16 protein-coding genes and 1 pseudogene are annotated in these 18,162 nt (G+C 74.3%); 10 read left to right on the top strand and 7 right to left on the bottom strand.

From position 1 onward, the window contains the following. The 3 genes and pseudogenes from ACFV5N_RS12460 to ACFV5N_RS12450 form a co-directional block, all read right to left on the bottom strand. Positions 1–857 (bottom strand): annotated as a pseudogene (locus ACFV5N_RS12460) (glycosyltransferase); the annotation flags it as partial. A gap of 25 nt (positions 858–882) precedes the next feature. Beyond that, positions 883–1,254 carry a DoxX family protein gene (locus tag ACFV5N_RS12455; protein ID WP_385597769.1) on the bottom strand — a complete coding sequence of 124 codons (372 nt, stop codon included), beginning with the start codon at positions 1,252–1,254 and terminating at the stop codon, positions 883–885. Between the two features lie 84 nt (positions 1,255–1,338). Beyond that, positions 1,339–2,049 carry an O-methyltransferase gene (locus ACFV5N_RS12450; RefSeq protein ID WP_385597767.1) on the bottom strand — a complete coding sequence of 237 codons (711 nt, stop codon included), beginning with the start codon at positions 2,047–2,049 and terminating at the stop codon, positions 1,339–1,341. Between the two features lie 370 nt (positions 2,050–2,419). Here ACFV5N_RS12450 and ACFV5N_RS12445 point away from each other — a divergent pair, with 370 nt between their 5' ends. From ACFV5N_RS12445 to ACFV5N_RS12420, 6 genes are all read left to right on the top strand, one after another. After that, positions 2,420–2,830: a RidA family protein gene (locus tag ACFV5N_RS12445; protein ID WP_385597764.1), complete on the top strand. Its 411-nt coding sequence runs from the start codon at positions 2,420–2,422 to the stop codon at positions 2,828–2,830. Between the two features lie 302 nt (positions 2,831–3,132). Beyond that, positions 3,133–3,651: a MarR family winged helix-turn-helix transcriptional regulator gene (locus ACFV5N_RS12440; protein WP_385597761.1), complete on the top strand. Its 519-nt coding sequence runs from the start codon at positions 3,133–3,135 to the stop codon at positions 3,649–3,651. 209 nt (positions 3,652–3,860) lie between these two features. Further along, positions 3,861–4,607 (top strand): response regulator transcription factor, encoded by a 747-nt coding sequence (locus ACFV5N_RS12435; protein WP_385597758.1) that lies wholly within the window; start codon positions 3,861–3,863, stop codon positions 4,605–4,607. Between the two features lie 73 nt (positions 4,608–4,680). Beyond that, a complete protein-coding gene (locus ACFV5N_RS12430; protein ID WP_385597755.1) occupies positions 4,681–5,904 on the top strand; it encodes a cytochrome P450 in 1,224 nt (407 codons plus the stop codon). Between the two features lie 26 nt (positions 5,905–5,930). Next, on the top strand, positions 5,931–6,128 hold the full coding sequence (locus ACFV5N_RS12425; RefSeq protein ID WP_385597753.1) for a ferredoxin: 198 nt from the start codon (positions 5,931–5,933) through the stop codon (positions 6,126–6,128). Then, a complete protein-coding gene (locus ACFV5N_RS12420; RefSeq protein ID WP_385597750.1) occupies positions 6,125–7,306 on the top strand; it encodes an NAD(P)/FAD-dependent oxidoreductase in 1,182 nt (393 codons plus the stop codon). Before ACFV5N_RS12425 ends, ACFV5N_RS12420 begins: the two co-directional genes overlap by 4 nt. A 125-nt stretch (positions 7,307–7,431) precedes the next feature. On the opposite strand, the gene ACFV5N_RS12415 is transcribed toward ACFV5N_RS12420, so the two are convergent. After that, on the bottom strand, positions 7,432–8,988 hold the full coding sequence (locus ACFV5N_RS12415) for a polysaccharide lyase family 1 protein (RefSeq protein ID WP_385597748.1): 1,557 nt from the start codon (positions 8,986–8,988) through the stop codon (positions 7,432–7,434). Positions 8,989–9,240: 252 nt separating this feature from the next. On the opposite strand from ACFV5N_RS12415, the gene ACFV5N_RS12410 reads away from it, so the two are divergent. The 4 genes from ACFV5N_RS12410 (at position 9,241) to ACFV5N_RS12395 (ending at position 13,958) form a co-directional block, all read left to right on the top strand. Continuing rightward, positions 9,241–10,173: an aminoglycoside phosphotransferase family protein gene (locus ACFV5N_RS12410; protein WP_385597745.1), complete on the top strand. Its 933-nt coding sequence runs from the start codon at positions 9,241–9,243 to the stop codon at positions 10,171–10,173. A 20-nt stretch (positions 10,174–10,193) separates the two neighbouring features. Continuing rightward, positions 10,194–11,639, top strand: coding sequence for a hypothetical protein (locus ACFV5N_RS12405; protein WP_385597742.1), 1,446 nt, complete (start codon positions 10,194–10,196; stop codon positions 11,637–11,639). A gap of 80 nt (positions 11,640–11,719) precedes the next feature. After that, on the top strand, positions 11,720–12,652 hold the full coding sequence (locus tag ACFV5N_RS12400) for a M28 family metallopeptidase (protein WP_385597740.1): 933 nt from the start codon (positions 11,720–11,722) through the stop codon (positions 12,650–12,652). Positions 12,653–13,007: 355 nt separating this feature from the next. Then, entirely contained in the window at positions 13,008–13,958 is a 951-nt protein-coding gene (locus ACFV5N_RS12395; RefSeq protein ID WP_385597737.1) for an aminoglycoside phosphotransferase family protein, read from the top strand. A gap of 171 nt (positions 13,959–14,129) precedes the next feature. Here the strand turns inward: ACFV5N_RS12395 and ACFV5N_RS12390 are convergent, their stop codons facing one another. The 3 genes from ACFV5N_RS12390 to ACFV5N_RS12380 form a co-directional block, all read right to left on the bottom strand. Beyond that, on the bottom strand, positions 14,130–15,410 hold the full coding sequence (locus tag ACFV5N_RS12390; RefSeq protein ID WP_385597772.1) for a hypothetical protein: 1,281 nt from the start codon (positions 15,408–15,410) through the stop codon (positions 14,130–14,132). A gap of 13 nt (positions 15,411–15,423) precedes the next feature. Then, positions 15,424–17,205, bottom strand: a complete 1,782-nt coding sequence (locus ACFV5N_RS12385) for a lipopolysaccharide biosynthesis protein (protein WP_385597735.1) — start codon at positions 17,203–17,205, stop codon at positions 15,424–15,426. Then, on the bottom strand, positions 17,202–18,162 hold a 961-nt coding region (locus ACFV5N_RS12380; protein ID WP_385597733.1), incomplete at its 5' end, for a glycosyltransferase family 4 protein. The genes ACFV5N_RS12385 and ACFV5N_RS12380, both read right to left, overlap by 4 nt.

Raw genomic sequence — 18,162 nt, 5'->3', positions numbered from 1 at the left:
GTCCTGGACGGACGGCAGCACGAACACATCGGCCGCCCGCAGCCGTTCCAGCACCTCGGGGCCGTCCAGACCGCCCGGCACCTCCAGCGACCCGCGCACGCCCAGCGCGTCGGCCAGCGCGAGCGTCGCCGCCAGCGCCCCGGTGTCCGGCCCCGCCAGCACGAACCGGGCCCCCGGGTGCCGGGCCAGCACAGCGGGCATGGCCCGCACGAAGTCCTGCGGCCGCTTGCCCTCCTGCACCCGCGCCAGAGCACGGTGGGCGGCCGCGCCGGATCCCGCGCGGGGCGCCGCTCGCGCGCCGGCACCCCGTTGACCAGCCGGTGGGCGGGCGCGATCGGAGCGGGCGCCACCACGGCGGCCGTCTCGCGCCGCTCGCGCTCGGTCAGATGCAGCACGGCGTCCGCGCGCCGCAGCACCCGGCGCGTGCCGAGGACGTCCACCAGCCGGGCGACGCGTTTCTCGGTCGGATCGACCATGCCGTGTGTCTGGAGGACCAGCGGACGGCCGCTGTGCAGGGCGATCAGCGCGAACGGCAGCGTGATCAGATCGCGCATCAGATGCACATGCACGATGTCGGCGGAGCGGATGTACCGGTGGGCGCGGGCCAGCAGCGCCGGTGAGGTGATGCCGCTGACCTCGAACCGGGGCAGCACATGCCGGGCCGGGAACAGCCGCACCGGTACGCCGTCCACCCGGCGCGGCAGCGGCTCCCCGGGCGGGAAACCGTCGCCGAGAGCGAGCAGGACGGCCTCGTGGCCGCGCTCCCGCACCCCCCGGCAGAGGTTGAGCGCCACCCGGGTCGGGCCGCCGAACGCGTGCGTCGGGGTGTGCAATGTGACCACATGAAGAACCCGCACCGGGTCAGTCAAGCAGACCGGGGTCTCACGCGGAGGCGAGTCGCAGAATCAGCGCGGCGACGGCGAGCAGGCCGGAGACGATGGGCGGGACGAGCCCCCGGTCCCCGGCGCGGAGGTGGATGAGCACGGCCCCGATGAAGTAGCAGATGACGCCGGCCGCGGCCGCCACGCCCAGCGGGACGAGCACCAGACCGGCCAGCAGCCCCACGCCGCCCGCCAGTTTGGTGAACGCGAGCCGGGGCTGCCAGGAGTCGGGCACCCGCAGCTCCCGGAGGTTGGCCCGGTACTGGGCGTTGCCGGACAGGGAGACGGCTGCCGTGCCGATGAGGATGGCGGAGAGCAGGACGCTGACGACGCCGTAGCCGATGAACATGACCGCTCCGGGATGGGTGCGCACACTGCGGAGGCTGCGCTGTGACGGGTGAGGTGCCGGGGACACCCAATCAGGAGAACCGCCGTGCCCGGTAGGCCCTTTGAACGTTTAACCGATCACACGGACGAGAGCGAAGCCGTCGTAGCCCTTGCCGCCCACGGTCTGCACGGCGGTGGCCGACAACCGGTCGTCCCGGGCGACGCGTTCCAGGAAACCCCGGACGCCCAGGACGGCCGCGTCGGTGCTCTCGGCGTCGGCGACCGCGCCGTCCCGGACGATGTTGTCCGCGACGATCAGACTGCCGGGCCGGGTCAGCTTCAGCACCCACTCCAGATACCGCGGGTTGTTCGGCTTGTCCGCGTCCAGGAACACCAGGTCGAACGGCTCGGCCCCCTCCGCGACGAGTTCGGCGAGCGAGTCCAGCGCCGCGCCGACCCGCACCTCGACGGCCTCGGCCAGCCCCGCCCGGTACAGATTGCGCCGGGCCACGTCGGCGAACACCGGGTCGTACTCCAGCGTGACCAGCCGGCCGCCGCCGTCCGCGGGCAGCGCCCGGCCCAGCCAGATCGTGCTGTACCCGCCGAGCGTCCCGATCTCCAGAATCCGCCGCGCGCCCTGGAGCTGGGCGAGCAGTTGGAGCAGCTTGCCCTGGTTCGGGGCCACGTTGACGGCCGGCAGCCCGGCGGCGTCGCTGTTGAGCAGGGCGGCGGTGAGGATCTCGTCGTCGGGTGACAGCAGTTCGCAGAAGTACGCGTCCACGCCGCTCCAGCGTGGCTGAAGCTGTTCCTGGTGGTGCCGGTGCGAGTGGTGAAGGGGCATGCTCCCGAACCTAACGCCACCACCGGGCGGGCGGGCGGTGCCGCGACCCGTGTTGCCGCCGCTCCGCCGCACCCGCCTCTTGACCTCACGTCATCGTGAACCCGTCCTGGCCCCGACCCGCGACCCGGCCGCCGCACGGGCGGCCGGGTCACTCCCGGACGCCGGGGTCGAGCCGGTGCCCGGCATCCACGCCGCGCCCCGTCCCTGGGCGCCGCGTCCTGGGCCGCCCGGCGCGGACCGTCGCGCGGTGGGCCGGGAGCACGCGGACCGCTTCCGCACCGGCCGGAAAACCCGGGGCGGCGCAGGCCCCGAATCCCTAGGGTGAACGCTCCGACACCCCTCTCACCCGCACCCGCACGAAGGGACACCCATGGCCTCCGCCATCACCCTGATCCGCTCCGCCGACCTCTCGGACGCCGCCGAGTACGCGTACGCGGCGGTGGCGCCCGCGGGCGCCCGGCTGATCTTCCCGGCCGGCTCCTGCCCGCTGAACCAGGACGGCTCCACGGCGGCGGTCGGCGACTACGCCGGCCAGGCGGCGCAGTGCGTCGACAACCTCCGCACCGCCCTGGCGGCGGCCGGAGCGTCCCTGACGGACGTCGTCAGCACCCGCGTCCTCGTCGCGTCGTCGCGCCAGGAGGACCTGGTGACGGCATGGGAGGTGGTACGCGACGCCTTCGGCGACCACGACGTCCCCAGCACGCTGCTGGGCGTGACGGTGCTGGGCTACGACGACCAGCTGGTGGAGGTGGAGGCGGTGGCGGCGGTCCTGGATTCCTGACGGTGTGGGGTGGTGGGTGGCCCCACCGTCGTGACCGAGGCGGGGTGCTCGGGCGGACGCGGGTTCCGGCTGCCCGGCGCAGGGACTGACCAGTCGTCCGGGGCCGGGTGGCCGGTGGGGGCGCACGTGGCGCGCAACTGCCCTGGCCGCACGCCCGTGCCGGCGCCGCGGGTGCGCGGGGCTGGTGCTCTCGCGGGTGGCCGGCCAGGGAACTGGTGTGCCGGTCCGGCCGGAGGTCTGAGATGACCGCTCACCGGGGAATGCCTTACTTGACTTAGGCAAAGACAAGGTGAAGTGGCCCCATGACCGTCCCCGCCCCGCCCCCCTCCTCCGGTGACCCGTCCCCCGACGTGCTGGCCATCGAGAGCGCCCTCAACCGCATCACGTACCACAACGCCCGCGCCCGTCAGCACACCCGGCTGGTGGCACAGGCGGGCGTCCCCCTCGACCGGGCCGCCGCCGCCCTGCTGCGGCAGGTGGCCGAGTCCGAGCCGATGCGGCCCAGCGAGCTGGCCGCCCGGATGTCCGTGGAAGCCTCCCACGTCACCCGGCAGGCGCAGCGGCTCCAGCGGGCCGGCTATCTCACCCGGGTCGCCGACCCCGAGGACCGGCGCGCCCAGCGGATCCGGATCACCGCGACCGGCCGGGAGGCCGTGCGGCGCATGCGGGAAGCGGCCGGAAACAGCATGGAGGCTGCGCTCGCGGACTGGACTTCCGAGGAACTCCGGCAACTGGCGGGCTTGTTCAACAGAATGGTGGATGACTTCCTCGCCCACGCCGACGCCGTGGGCGAGGAGGACGGGGCTCCCCGCCCCGGCTGACCCGCCCCGCGCGACCGCGCCACGACCCGTACCGACCAGCCGCCCCCGACGACCCGCCCCCGGCACCGACCACCGCCCCGCTCCCCCTCCCCGCGCCGTGACGTCCCAGTGCTCCTTCCGAACGGGCTTTCATGCAGGCTTTCCAGGAAACCCAGGCACCGCAGACACCGCAGGCACCCCAGGCAGGCACCTATGTGAAGGCGCCGCCCGTGCGGGGGGACGGGGAGCAACTCCTCATCCTCTCCGGCGATCCGCCCAGTGCCGAAGTCCTCACCACCACCCTCGAACTGGCCGGCTACCGGGTCGACGGGGCCGGCAACGGCGACGACGCGGCGTTCCGGCTCGCCCGGCGCCGCTACGACCTGCTCGTCCTCGACACCGCGCTCCCCCGGCTGCACCGGCTCGCCCGGCAGCGGCAGCCGGTGACCTTGCGGCTGCCGATCCTCTTCCTCATCGACTGCGACTCCCTCTTCCGGCTGCTGCCGGGGCTCGGCACCCGCGCCGCCGCCGAGGACTACGTCACCAAGCCGTTCCGCCTCCCGGAGGTGCTCGCCAGGACCCGGATGCTGCTGCGCGGTCACGGCCCCGGCGGCCGGCCCGGCGACCAGCGGGCGCCGCGGTACGCGGATCTGGTGCTGGACGACGCCACCTGCCAGGCCCGGCGCGGTCCGCGTCCGCTGCATCTGACGCCGGCCGAGTACCGGCTGCTGCGTCATCTCCTGGTGCACGCCGGGCAGGTGCTGTCGAAGGAGCAGATCTGCCGCCATGTCTGGGGGGAGTTCCGGGCCGGCAACGCCATCGAGAAGCTGGTCTCCCGGCTGCGGGGCAAGGTGGACCGGGAGGGCCCGGCGCTCATCCACACCCGGCGTGGCTTCGGTTACTGGCTGGGCCGCCGGGCCACCGGGACCCCCACGCCGTGTGACCTGTGTCACGTCAGGCTGCGGTCAGGTAACTGACCGCGACGCGTCAGCTCCATGGGGTTGCCTGAATCCAGCCCCCGCCCCGGTGCACCCCCACCAGAGGAGCCCCATGGACACCTCCCCCACCGCCACCGTGCCCGGCTACCCGATGCCGCGCGCGGCGGGCTGCCCCTTCGATCCGCCGCCCGCCGTCGAGGAACTGCGGGCCGCGCCGCCCGGCAAGGTCCGGATCTGGGACGGCAGTACGCCGTGGCTGATCACCCGGTACGCCGACCAGCGGGCCCTGCTCAACGACCCCCGGGTCAGCATCGACGACCGGCGGCCCGGCTTCCCGCACGTCACCCCGCACCGCGCGGACCGCGCCCACACCACCCCACGGATGATCACCAACACCGACGCCCCCGACCACGCCCGGCTGCGCCGCATGGTCACCGCCCCCTTCCTCGTCAAGCGGGTGGAGGCGATGCGCCCGGCCGTCCAGGGCATCGCCGACCGGGTCATCGACGCCCTGCTGGCCGGCCCCCGGCCCGCCGATCTGCTGACCGAGGTGGCGCTGCCCGTGCCGTCCCTGGTCATCTGCGAACTCCTCGGCGTGCCCTACCGGGATCACGCCTTCTTCCACCACTACAGCAGCATGGTGCTGGACCGTTCCCTCCCGCCCCAGGAGGCGGACGCGGCCAGCCGGACACTGATCGGCTACCTGGACCGGCTGCTGCGCGAGAAGCTGGCCGATCCCGCCGACGACATGCTCTCCGCCCTGGGCGACCGCGTCACCGCCGGGGAGATGAGCCACGACGAGGCCGTGCACATGGGCGTGGCCCTGCTGATCGCCGGGCACGAGACGACGGCCACCATGATCTCGCTGGGCACCCTGGCGCTGCTCCGCAACCCCGGCCGGTTCGCAGCGCTGCGCGAGCGGTTGGACGACCCGAAGGCGGTCGCGGGCGCCGTCGAGGAACTGCTGCGCTATCTCACCATCGCCGACTTCGCCCTCCGCCGGGTCGCCCTGGCCGACATCGAGATCGGCGGCACCACGATCCGGGCCGGTGACGGGCTGCTGTTCGACCTGGCCGCCGCCAACCGCGACCCGGACGCCTTCACCGGCGACCCCGCCGCACTGGACCCCGACCGCCCGGCCCGCCACCACCAGGCGTTCGGCTACGGCCCGCACCAGTGCCTGGGCCAGTCGCTGGCCCGGCTCGAACTCCAGGTGGTGTACGGCACCCTCTACCGCCGGATCCCCACCCTGCGTCTGGCGGTGCCGTTCGAGGAGATCGAGTTCCTGCCGAACGGCATCACCTACGGGGTCCGTGCCCTGCCCGTCACCTGGTGACGGCCGTCCCGATCGAGGAGTTCCCCATGCGTGTCGATATCGACGAGCCCAAGTGCGTCGCGTCGGGCCAGTGCGTCGTCGCCGCCCCCGAGGTCTTCGACCAGCGCGACGAGGACGGGGTGGTGGTCCTGCTGGACGCCGCCCCGGCACCGGACCTGCAGGACGCGGTGCGCGAGGCCGCGGCCGTGTGCCCCTCGGCGGCGATCCGGCTGGTCCGGGAGTGACCCGGATCGTGGTGGTGGGCGCCTCGGCGGCCGGCCTGGCCGCCGCCGAGGCGCTGCGCCGCGAGGGGTACGACGGCACACTGACCCTGGTCGGCGCGGAACCGCATCCGCCGTACGACCGGCCGCCGTTGTCCAAGCAGTTGCTGGCCGGGGCGTGGGAGCCGGAGCGGCTGGCGCTGCGCACGCCCGCCGAACTGTCCGCGCTCGGGCTGGATCTGCGGCTGGGCACCGCCGCCACCGGCCTCGACACAGTGGCCAGGACCGTCGCCCTGTCGGACGGCGACCGGCTGCCGTACGAAGCGCTGGTCATCGCCACCGGGGTCCGCCCGCGCCGGCTGCCCGGCAACGGGCCGCAGCACGTGCTGCGCACCCTGGAGGACGCGCTCGCGCTGCGGGAGCGGCTGCGGCCCGGCTGTCATCTGGCCGTCGTCGGCGCCGGGTTCCTCGGCGCGGAGGCCGCCGCCGTCGCCCGGGGTCTCGGCGTGGAGGTCACCCTGCTGGAGCCGGAGCCGGCACCGCTGGCCCGCGCCATGGGCGCGCCGGTCGGGGCGATGCTGGCCGCGCTCCACCGGGAGCACGGGGTGACGCTGCGCACCGGTGTCGCGGTCCGCGAGGTGTGCGGGGGCGGGGTGCGGCTGGCGGACGGGACGTTCGTCGCGGCCGACGAGGTGCTGGTCGCCATCGGCGCGGTGCCGAACACCGACTGGCTGGCGGGCAGCGGCCTGCCGGTCCGGGACGGTCTGGTGTGCGACGCGTACGGGGCCGCCGCGCCCGGCGTGTACGGGGCGGGCGATGTGGCGCGCATCCACCACCCGGTGTCCGGTACCGCGTCGCGGGTGGAGCACCGGACGCATGCCGCCGAGTCCGGGCCGGCCGTGGCCCGCAATCTGCTGCGGCCTGGCGCGCCGCGGCCGTTCGCCCCCGTCCCGTACGTCTGGTCGGACCAGTACGGCCTGCGGCTCCAGGCGTACGGGCAGGTGCGCGGCCACGACGACCTCGGTGTGGTCGAGGGCGAGCTGGCGGAGCGCCGCTTCGTCGTGGCCTACCGCACGGGCGACCGGCTGACCGGGGTGCTCGCGGCCGGGCTGCCGCCCGGGGTGGTCAGGCGCTGGCGGCAGGCGGTCGCCGACCGTACGCCCTGGCACGAGGCCGTGCCGGCCGCCGGGCGCGTGCCCTGACGGCCACCGCCGTACCGCTGTCGGCGAACGGTGCGGGCACGGTGCTGCGGCTGGTGTCCCGCTGAGGGCCGTGTCCGCCGGGGGCCGGTGCCCCCTCTCGTCCTGACGGGGCACCGGCCGCTCGGTCAGCTCGCGTAGGTCTCGTACTCGGCGACCTGCGGCGTGCCGTTGGCGCTGGTGATCTCGAAGGTGATCTTGCGGACCGACGTGGCGGGGAAGCTGATGACCCCCGCGCCGCTGCCGGAGGCCAGGACGGCTCCGGTGTCGGCGTTGAGCACCCGGTAGGAGCCGATCCTGCCGGTGGCGCCCGCCGCCTCCCTGATGTTGATCTTGGAGACGGTGGTGGCGGAACCCCACTTGATGGAGATCGAGCCGGTGGTGCCGTTCGGCGACCAGTAGGTGTTCATGTTGCCGTCACGGACATGGCCGTAGCTGGTGCCGCTGCCCTTGCTGCTGCCGTCGGCGTCGCCCGAGAGGCTGAGGTTGGTGCCTCCGGGGGTGCCGGGGTCGGGGTTGCCGGGGTCGGGGTTGCCGGGGTCGGGGTTGCCGGGGTTGCCGGGGTCCGGGTTCTGCGGGGTGCAGCTGCCGTCGGAGACCCGGTTGCCCTTGTTGGCACCGGCGGTCTGCGCCACCACACCCGGGACGCAGGTGGCGGGGTCCAGGGAGTAGGCGTAGGGGATGCTGACCGAGGTGGTGGACGTCGGGTTGGGACCGGCCGGGTTGGTGGTGCCGCCGGGGCTCGACCACCGCACGTTGTCGAACACGTTGCCGTTGACCTGCCAGTAGCCGGCGGCGGACGTGTAGAAGGTGCCCAGGACGTCCTTGGAGTCCTCGAAGTAGTTGTTGTCCACCCTGACGCGGGCTCCGGCCCGGGAGTTGATGCCGGAGTCGTTGATGCTCAGGAAGTGGTTGTTGTAGGTGTGCGCGATGCCGCCGCGCAGCAGCGGCGCCCGGGAGTCGATGTTCTGGTACAGGTTGTGGTGGTAGGTGATGAAGCCGTTCGAGAGGTCGCTCTCGCTCGACCCGACCAGGCCACCGCGCCCGGAGTTGCGCAGGACGCTGTAGGACAGCGTCACGTACTGGGTGTTGTTCTTGAGGTCGAACAGCCCGTCGAAGCCTTCCGATTCGCCACCGGAGGCCTCCAGGGTGACGTGATCGACCCAGACGTTGCGGACGTTGTTCTCCATCCCGATGGCGTCACCGCCGTTGGAGGTGGGAGAACCGGACTTCTTGACGTTCCGCACGGTCACGTTCTGGATGATGATGTTGCTGGACTCGCGGACGTGGATGCCGACCTGGTCGAAGAGCGCCCCGGTACCGACACCGACCAGCGTGACATTGCTGATCTGCTTGAGTTCGATCACGCCGTCGGCGGTGTTGCAACTGCCGCCGGACACCTTGCTGGTGTTGCCGTGGTTGATGGTGCCCTGCACCTCGATGATGATCGGGGTGCTGCTGCTGGCCCGGTTGCACAGGGCCGCGTGGATCTGGGTCCCGGTGGTGGCCCGGACGCTCTGGCCGCCCGCCCCGCCGGTCGTGCCGCCGTTCTGCGCGGCGTACCCGGTGGCGCTGCCGGTGGCCGCCGCTGCCGTGGGCACCGACAGGACCACTCCGGTGGCGATCACCAGGGCCGCCAGGGCCGTGATCACCCAGAGTCGCGTCAGCGCGACTGATGCTCTCATGCTCCGCTCGCCTTTCCTCTCCACATCCTGGGGGGTTGCTGGTGCGTGTGTGCGCGAAACAGGGCAGTGCAAGGAGAAAGCGCTTTCTGGAGGGGGACGATAGAAGTGCCCCCGGCCCGTGACAAGGGATCGCGCAGCATCGGCCGCGGACGTTTCCCGGAGCGGGACGCGCGGCGCGGCTTCCGGGACGGCGCCCCGGAAGCCGCGGAAAACCGGTGGCGGCCCGCCCGTTCCGCGGCGCACGCTGACCGGATGAGTGAACCGGAAGAGCCCCCGGACGTGCGCCCCCACATCGACGAAGCCCTGGTCCGCCGGCTCATCGCCGCCCAGTTCCCCCGCTGGAGCGCGCTGCCGGTCACCCGGGTGCTGCCCGGCGGGATCGACAACCGGACGTTCCGGCTCGGTACGGAGCTGAGCGTCCGGCTGCCCAGCGCCACCGGCTACGCGGGGCAGGCCGCCAAGGAGCAGCGCTGGCTGCCCCGGCTGGCGCCCAGGCTGCCGCTGCCGGTCCCGGAACCGGTGGGGGCGGGCGTACCGGGCGAGGGTTTCCCGTTCGGCTGGTCGGTCAACCGCTGGCTGGAGGGCCGCGCCGCGCGGGCCGAACGGATCGCGGACCCAGTGGAGTTCGCGGCCTCGCTGGCCGGTTTCCTCCGCGCGCTCCAGGGCGTCGATCCGGCCGGCGGGCCGGCCCCGGCCCGGCACACCGGGTTCCGCGGCGGGCCGCTGACCGTGTACGACACGGAGACCCGGGCCGCGCTGGAGGCGCTGGCCGGTACGGGCGAGGTGCCGGTGGAGACGGCGGCCGCGATCTGGGAGACGGCGCTCGCGGCACCGTGGGCGGGCCCGCCGGTGTGGTTCCACGGCGACATCGCGTGGGGCAATCTGCTGGTGGGCGGGGACGGCCGGCTGTCGGCGGTGATCGACTTCGGCTGCATGGGGGTGGGTGATCCGGCCTGTGACGCGGTGATCGCCTGGACGCTGTTCACCGGGGAGAGCCGCCGGGTGTTCCGGGCGGCCCTGGCGGTGGACGACGCCACCTGGGCGCGGGCCCGGGGCTGGGCGCTGTGGAAGGCGCTGATCGTCCTCGTGCCGCGGCTGGGCCGGGAGGACGATCCGGAGGCGGCGGCGGTGGCGGCGGATTCCCGGCGCGTCCTGAACGAGATCTTCACCGAGTACGCGGGCTGAATCGGGGCTAGCCTGACCCCGTGGCGTTGATAACGGGCCCGGGTCCGGGTCTCGGCCAACGGGCTGTGCTGTCACGGCCGTTGTCCGTGCCGTTGGTTGCCGGGGTGGTGGGGCTGCTGCCGCTCGCGGTGGCCGCGCAGCCGGGGGAAGGGGTGCGGGACACCGCGTTCTGGCTCCAGTTGGTGGTCGCCGGGTACGCGGGCGTGCGGCTGTGCACCATGGTGCTGTCGGGGCGGCGGCGGCTGGTCCAGGGCGCGTTCTGGCTGTTCTGCTATCTGGCGATGGGCATCGCCCCGCTGGCGCAGAGCGTGCTGGGCCGCGATCCGACGCCGGTGCTGGGGCCGCGCTCGGACACGCTGCTGGCCACCGCGCTGGTGCTGGCGGGCATGGTGGCGTTCGACGTGGGGGCGCTGCTGGCGCGGCACCGGCCCTCGGTGCGCAGCCGCCGGGCTCCGGCGGCGACCGTGCACCGGCGGCGGCTGTTCGTGCTGATCGCGCTGGCGTATCTGGCCAGTGGGCTGCTGATCGTGCGGCTCGGCGGGCCCGCGGTGTTCTTCACCAGCCGGCAGGAGGTGGGCACGGCGCTGAACGAGGCGACCGCGTCCGACGGCGAGGCGGGCAACGCGCTGCTGCGCGGCTTCGGTACGGTCCCGGCGCTGCTGGCGCTGCTGCTGCTGACCCGCTGGCTGGTGACCTCGCGGCGGGCGCGGCGGCGGCCGGCGCTGCTGCTGTGCTGGGCGGGTCTGGCCGGGATCAACGTCATCGTCAACAATCCGGTCTCCAACCCGCGGTACTGGTTTCTGACGGTGCTGTTCGCCCTGCTGTTCACGCTGTTCCCGCGCAGCAGCGTGATGTACCGGGCGGCGCTGGCGCTGGGTCTGGTGGTGGCGCTGCTGATCTTCCCGTTCACGGACCGGTTCCGGTACGACGAGGAGGGCCGGCGTCCGGTGGAGACGGGTTCGCTGATGGAACCGCTGGTCATCAAGGACTACGACCAGGTGGGGATGTTCGCCAACACGGTGACGTACGCGGGGGACGGCAACGGGCACACCTTCGGCCGGCAGGTGGTGGGGGCGGCGCTGTTCTTCGTGCCGCGCTCGGTGTGGGAGGCGAAGCCGGAGGACACCGGTTTTCTGGTGGGTGGCTGGATGGGGACCTCCAGCGCCAATCTGTCGTCGCCGCTGTGGGCGGAACTGTGGCTGGACTTCGGTCCGCTGGGGATGGCGGCCGGGTTCGTCGGGGTGGGGTATCTGGCGGCGCGCACGGACCGGCGGTACGTCGAGCGGACGCTGGACGATCCGTCGCCGGGCAATGTGCTGGCCGTGGTGGCCCCGGTGCTGGCCGGGTACAGCTTCATCCTGCTGCGGGGCTCGCTGCTCCAGGCGTCGGGGCGGATCGGGATCGCGGTGCTGTGTCTGCTGCTGGTGACCAGTTTCCGGGGGGATCCGCGGACGCAGTTGCGCTGAGGGGCACTTGACGGTCCGTCCGCACATCTGTCTGATGTGCGTGCACGCGTCAAGAGTCCCCCCACGCTTCTGGAGCGTCCATGAGCCACCGCCGCCCGCTGGCCGTCTCGTTCGTCGCCCTCGCGCTCGCCGCCGGACTCACCGGCGGGGCCACCGCCGCCCCGCCGTCCGCCCGGGCGGCGGCGCCCGACATCGACGTGGACCGGGTGCTCGGCCATCTCACCGACCTGGAGTCCATAGCCGCCGCCCACGGCGGCAACCGCGCCCACGGCCGGCCCGGTTACGCCGCCGCCCTCGACCACGTCCAGGGCCTGCTGGACGCCGCCGGGTACGAGACCAGCCGCGAGCCGTTCACCAGCGGCGGCGTCACCAGCTGGAACCTGATCGCCGAGTGGCCGCACGCCGCCGGCGACGAGGTGCTGATGGCCGGCGCGCACCTCGACTCGGTACGGGCCGGGGCGGGCATCAACGACAACGGCTCGGGCTCCGCCGCGCTCCTGGAGGTGGCCCTCGCCGTGGCGGAGGCCGATCTGCGGCCGGACAAGCAGCTGCGGTTCGGCTGGTGGGGCGCCGAGGAGCTGGGCCTGGTCGGCTCGCGCGCCTATGTGGCGAGCCTGGGCGCGGCGGAACGGGAGCGGTTCAGCGCGTATCTGAACGTCGACATGATCGGCTCCCCCAACCCCGGCTACTTCGTGTACGACGACGACGCGGCCATCGAGGCGCTGTTCACCGACTGGTTCGCGGAGCGCGGCATCGTCACGGAACCGGCCGTCGAGGCCCGCAACCGCTCCGACCACGCCCCGTTCCTCAGCGCGGGCATCACGGTGGGCGGCCTGTTCACCGGTGCCGGCTCCACCATGACGGCGGCCCAGGCGGCCCAGTGGGACGGGACGGCCGGTCTGCCGTTCGACCCCTGCTACCACCGGGTGTGCGACACGCTCACCAACCTGGACGAGACGGCTCTCGACCTGAACACGGACGCGCTGGCGTACGCGGTCTGGGAACTCAGCTGACGGGTGCGGGCGGCGCGGCGGAGTTCACGGCGTACGCGACGGCCAGGGGCCTGGGCGCGGAGTACACCGCGCCGTTCAACGAGTTGTCCAGCGGGCGCTCGGCCGGGCCCCGCGCGACTTCGCCGGGTGTGCCCGCGAGACGGCCGCCACCGGGGCGGGCGGGAGAGGGCGGGGTGGGGGGTGACCGGCGTCACTCCCACCGCCATTTGAGGCGAGACGGTTCGTCTTGTTACAGTCGCGGCATGGCTGCCTTCTTCTTCGTCTGAGCCCGGGCACGGCCGACGCCGCCGTTTCCGCCGCCTCCGACCCGCCCGCCCCGCCCGTGACCCCGGTCATCCGCTGAGACGAAGGACCCATGACCCCCCACCTCACACCGCAGCAGCTCGCCGACCGCACCTCCGCCGCCGTCGGGGCGGCCGTGGCCGCCGGCCGGGCGCTCGGCCTGACCGTCACCGACCCCGCCGTCCTGCACGACGTCTTCTCCGTCGTCGTGCACCTGGCGCCCTCGCCCGTCGTGGCCCGTATCCCCACGGTCCTGCCGCGCCCGGACGACCTGGCCGCCCTCGCGCGCCGCCAGCGGGACGAGCTGGAGGTGACACAGTGGCTCGCCGGCCAGGGCGTCCCCGTCCTCGTCCCCAGCCCGCTCGTGCCGCGCGAACCCGTCCAGCGCGACGGCTTCTCGATGACCTTCTGGGCCTACACCGAGGAGAACCGGGACAAGGAACCCGACTACGCGGCGAACGCCGGGAGCGTCCCCGCCCTGCACGCGGCGCTGCGCGACTACCCGGGCCGGCTGGAGTTCCTGTCCTCGGCCGAACCGTGGTTCGTCACCGAGGCCCTGCCCCGGCTCGAACAGCACCCCGATCTCATCGGGGCGGACGACCTGGACCGCGCCCGCCGTGAATGGCAGCGCCTCGAACCGCTCGTGCGCTCCCGCACGGCCTTCGAGGCCCGCTTCCCCGGCATCGACCTCCAGCCCGTGCACGGCGACTGCCCGCCCGCGAACATCTTCTCCGGCGTGGACGGGGACCGCTACGCCGACTTCGAGATGATCACGCTGGGCCCGGTCGAGTGGGACCTGGCCGCGCTGGGGCCCGAACTCGAAGCCGCCTACGACCGCGCCGCCCGCCGCACCGGCATGCGCCCGCTGGACCAGGACGTCCTCCGCTTCGTCAACGCGGTGGGCATGCTGCGGATGATCGCCACGCTGACGCTGGTCCCGCAGCTTCCCGTACTGAAGGAGTACCTCACGCCCGCCGTGGAGCGCTGGCGGACGATGCCGTTCGCCGGGGGCCTGGACGCCTGACCACCCGGGGTGGGGGCCGGGCCGTCCGGGGCGGGGGCGGAAAGCCCCGGACAACCGGGGAACGGTGCCCCGTTGTCCCACCATCGGCTGTCCGGAAACACCCGGACGCGTCGGCCCGGGGGCCCCGGCGGCCGGAGCCCCCGCTCCCCTGCGGCCCCGGGGCCGGCACGCTCAGGCCGTCGCGCTGCCGTCCGGCTCCGTACCCGGGCCGGTCCCGGTCGCCGGGCCCCGTTCGCGGCGGTCGGCGGTGGCGGCCTCCGCGACGCGGACCTCGAAGGCCACCCGGGTCCAGGCCGCCGCCGCTTTGGCCGCCGAGCCGGCCGCCAGGCCCCACGCCGCGCCGATGATGCCGCCCAGCGCGTAGCCGGTCAGCAGCGCAACCACCGATACCAGCGAGAACACCAGCTGGATCGGCAGGGTGGCGCGCGGGCTCAGGACCCGCAGCGCCAGCAGGCCGCAGGTGCCCAGGGCCATCGCCGCGTACTGGGTGCCGGTCGCCGGGATCAGCGCGGACGCCGTCTGCCAGGTGGCGCCCAGGAGTTGCCGGCCCCAGGAGTCCGGCAGCACGGACAGCACCAGCGCCCACAGCACCGCGACACCCGCCAGCGCGCCGCCGGCCAGCGCCGCCGGGCGGGCCTTGCCGCCCGGCTGCCGGCCCAGCAGCGGCGGGCCGAAGCCGGTCGCCGCGTTGAACAGCACGTTCAGCGGCCCGAACACCGTGCTCGCGCCGCGCAGCGCGCCCACCGCCAGCGGGTTGGCGAAGGCGCCGAGGCCGATGATCGCCAGCTGCGAGGAGGCGTTGCCGACCCCGAACTCCACCAGGAACCGCTGCCCCAGGTGCCCGCGCCGCAGCAGCGCCGCCGGACGGGGCGGGCCGGCCGCGTCCGCCGTCGCCCGGTACAGCAGCCATCCGGCCAGCCCCAGTGCGGGCAGCGCCGAGAGGCCCCAGGCCAGGACGAGCGTCCCGGCGCCGGGCCCGGCCGGGAGCAGCGCCAGGGCGGGGACGGCGGCGGCCAGTCGCAGCACGTCGGCGGCCAGCGCGAGGTGCGGCAGGTGCAGCACCGAGAAGGCGTAGCGCAGGGTGTCCTGGGTGAGCACGATCGGCAGGACCAGGCCGAGCGCGGCGGGCGCGGGCGCGGACAGGGCGTACGAGGGGACGGCGAGCAGGATCCCGGCCGCCCCGGCGGCGGCGAGCGCGAACAGGGCGGCCGAGCGGCAGTCCCGGGCCAGTTCGGCCGGGTCGCGGCCGGCGCCGCCGCGCAGCACGAGGGACTGCCCGACGTACGCGGTGCAGGCGCCCAGCAGCACGGCGAACACGGCGTAGACCACGGCGAAGTCGGCGAAGGCCCCGGCGGAGGACTGGCGGGCGGCGAAGATCACCACCGCGATGTTGGTGAGGGCCGCCACCCCCTGGTCGGCGATGGAGAAGGCGACGGCGCGCCCGGGTCGTATCACTGGGGTCTGCTCACGGCTTTCTGCTCCGGTGGTCGGTGTGGCCTTCATGATCGCTCAGTTCACCGGGGTCGAGGATCCGCAGGCCCATCGTCTCGGAGTTGCCGCCCTGGGGTTCGCGGCCGGTGCCGGCCGGTGGCTGCTGCCGGTGCCGGGGGCCCTGTCCCGGCACCGGCCGGGACGTCTGACGGGGCGCCACCTGGCGCCGGTCGCGGCCGGTGTCCCGGCGGCTGTCCGCGTCCTCCTCGCCCTCGCGCCGGTCGGTGCCGCTGCCCCAGGAGTGGAGCACCGCGCCCAGCAGGACGCCCCCGGCGCCGACGACGAGTTCGCGCACCCGGGTCAGGTCGTCGCGGTGCACTTCGCTCGGGTCGCAGACCACGAGCACCCCGTCGACCCGGTCGGTGAGCGCGATGGCGTCCGCGTACGACAGGACGGCGGGGGCCAGCACCACGACCACCGCGCCCTTGGTGTCGGCGTGGCTGATGAGCTGGGTGGCGGCCGGGGAGGTGAGGGCCCGGGGGACGTTGCGCACCCGGCGGCCGGGCACCAGGTCGAAGATGCCGGACTCGTCCGCGTCGATCGGCACCCGGACGCCGGGCCAGTCGCCGCCGTGCCCGCCCGGGGTGCCGGCCCATCCGGGCCGTACGCCGTCGGCGTGCCGCAGCTGGTCGGTCAGGGTGGGGGTGCGCAGATCGGCCTCCACCAGCAGGGCGTCCATGCCCATCTCGGCGAACGCGGCGGTGAGGTTGACGGCGGCGGCCAGCGGGGTCTCGATGCTGCCGCGCGGGGCGACGACCAGCAGGCGGCGGCGCTGGGCGAACGACTCGTCGTAGGCGAGGCGGAACGCCACCGACCGGTACTCCTCGGCCAGCCGCCCGTCCGCCAGCAGTTGTTCGCCGGGGTGGTCGCCGCGTCCGGGGCGGGGCAGGACGCCGAGGACCGGGGCGTGCAGGGCGCGGGTGACGTCGCCGGGCGAGCGGACGGTGGGGTCGAACACCAGGCGTACCCAGGCGGCGAGCAGGCCGAGGCCGATGCCGACGACGTAGCCGAGGGCGAGGAGCAGCGGCAGTCCGGGCCCGGAGGGGCTGCCGGGCGGTCCGGCTTCGGTGATGACGCGGCCGCCGGTGGTGTCCAGGGAGGTGAGCCGGGCGATGGCGGCGTTGAGGTCGGAGATGGTGCCGGTGACGGTGGTGAGGTCGGACAGGGCGCTGTCGTAGGCGGCGCTGCCGTCGAGGAGGCCGCCGAGTTCGTTCTCCAGTTCGTCGCGCCGTTCCAGCTGGGGGGCGCGCTGGCTCTCCAGGGCGGCGACCTGGGCGGCGATGGTGGCGTCCGCGTCGGCCTGCCGGTTGTCGAGGTACGCCTGGACGAAGGCGTTGGCGCGTTCGGCGGCCAGGTGCGGGTCGTCGGCGGAGTAGGCGAAGCGCAGCACTTCGGTGTTGGGCGGGTTGGTGACCTGGAGGCCGCGTTTGAGCTGCTGGAAGCGGTCGGGCTGGCCGAGGGTCTCGGCGGCGCGCTGGGCGACGATGTCGCTGACGGCGGTGCGGCGTTCCGAGCCCATGGCGACGCGGTCGACGGTGCCGCCGGCGAACGGGTCGGCGGTGGGGGTGCGGACGGTGACCTCGGCGGTGGCCACATAGGTTTCGTTGGCGGTGAGGCCGAGCCAGCCGCCGCCCGCCAGGCCGAGGACGATGCCGCAGACGATGAGCAGCCGGTAGCGCAGCAGTTGCCGGAACTGGTCGCGCAGCAGGTCGGGTTCGTCGTACGGGGCGGTGTGCCCGGCCGGGGCGTCCTTCACCGTGGCTGCTCCTCGGTCGCGGGGGCGGGCGGCGCCGGCTGCCGCCGGGGCCGTGCCAGGGCCTCGTCGAGCAGTGCGTCGATGCGGGCGAGCCCGGCGACGCGGCCGAGCCGGGTGCGGGCGTAGTCGGCGCCGCGGGCGCCGATGGCGTCGGCGGCGGCCGGGTCGGCGGCGAGTTCGCGGGCGGCGGCGGCGAGCGCGGCGGGGTGTTCGGGCGGGACGAGCCAGCCGGCGTCGGAGGCGCGTACCTCCTGGGCGGTGCCGCCCCCGGCGGCCACCGAGGCGATGACGGGGCGGCCGGCGGTGAAGTAGGAGGTGAGCTTGGAGGGGACGCTCATGTCGAGGACGGTGGCGCGCTGGGTGACGACGAGGGCGTCGGCGGCGGCGAGGATGTCGGGGAAGTCGGCGTCGGGGGCGGGCGGCAGGAATTCGACGTTGGGCAGCCCGGCGGCCAGGGCCCGCAGGCGTTCGCGCTGGCTGCCCTCGCCCATCAGGACCACCCGGATCTCGGGGGCTTCGCGGGCGGCGCCGATGAGCACGTCGAGGCCCTGTTTGAGGCCCATGTTGCCGGAGTGCAGCAGGACGGTCTGGGTCTGCGGCCAGCCGAGCCGGGCGCGGACGGCGGCGCGCGGGGTGGCGGGGCCGCCGACGTGCGACCAGTTGGGCACCAGCCGGATGCGGTCGCCGGGGACGCCGAGGGCGGCGACCCGGGGGCGGAAGCTCTCGTGGATGATGCCCACCAGGGTGGCCGCCCGCAGCACGCGCCGTTCCACGGCGGAGGCGGCGGAGGCGGCCCGGCCGCCGCCCCGGATGCCGCTCTGGGCCGCCGCGGCGCCCATCAGGTCCTGGACGATGGGGAGGAACGGGGCGCGGTGCCGGCGCGCGAGCCGGGCGGCGAGCAGTCCGCCCGCCAGGGAGGGGACTTGGGCGAGCACCGCGTCCGGGCGGCCCATGCGG

The organism is Streptomyces sp. NPDC059853 (assembly GCF_042731495.1).
Classification (GTDB): domain Bacteria; phylum Actinomycetota; class Actinomycetes; order Streptomycetales; family Streptomycetaceae; genus Streptomyces.
Note: the sequence above shows the minus strand (reverse complement) of the source record. Positions and strands in the feature narration are given on the sequence as shown.

Bases quoted from the DNA above. Each gene is read 5' to 3' on its own strand.
- ACFV5N_RS12425 (WP_385597753.1), top strand. From the start codon at position 5,931: ATGCGTGTCGATATCGACGAGCCCAAGTGCGTCGCGTCGGGCCAGTGC.
- ACFV5N_RS12415 (WP_385597748.1), bottom strand. From the start codon at position 8,988: ATGAGAGCATCAGTCGCGCTGACGCGACTCTGGGTGATCACGGCCCTG.
- ACFV5N_RS12395 (WP_385597737.1), top strand. From the start codon at position 13,008: ATGACCCCCCACCTCACACCGCAGCAGCTCGCCGACCGCACCTCCGCC.
- ACFV5N_RS12445 (WP_385597764.1), top strand. From the start codon at position 2,420: ATGGCCTCCGCCATCACCCTGATCCGCTCCGCCGACCTCTCGGACGCC.
- ACFV5N_RS12400 (WP_385597740.1), top strand. From the start codon at position 11,720: ATGAGCCACCGCCGCCCGCTGGCCGTCTCGTTCGTCGCCCTCGCGCTC.
- ACFV5N_RS12440 (WP_385597761.1), top strand. From the start codon at position 3,133: ATGACCGTCCCCGCCCCGCCCCCCTCCTCCGGTGACCCGTCCCCCGAC.
- ACFV5N_RS12450 (WP_385597767.1), bottom strand. From the start codon at position 2,049: ATGCCCCTTCACCACTCGCACCGGCACCACCAGGAACAGCTTCAGCCA.
- ACFV5N_RS12430 (WP_385597755.1), top strand. From the start codon at position 4,681: ATGGACACCTCCCCCACCGCCACCGTGCCCGGCTACCCGATGCCGCGC.
- ACFV5N_RS12410 (WP_385597745.1), top strand. From the start codon at position 9,241: ATGAGTGAACCGGAAGAGCCCCCGGACGTGCGCCCCCACATCGACGAA.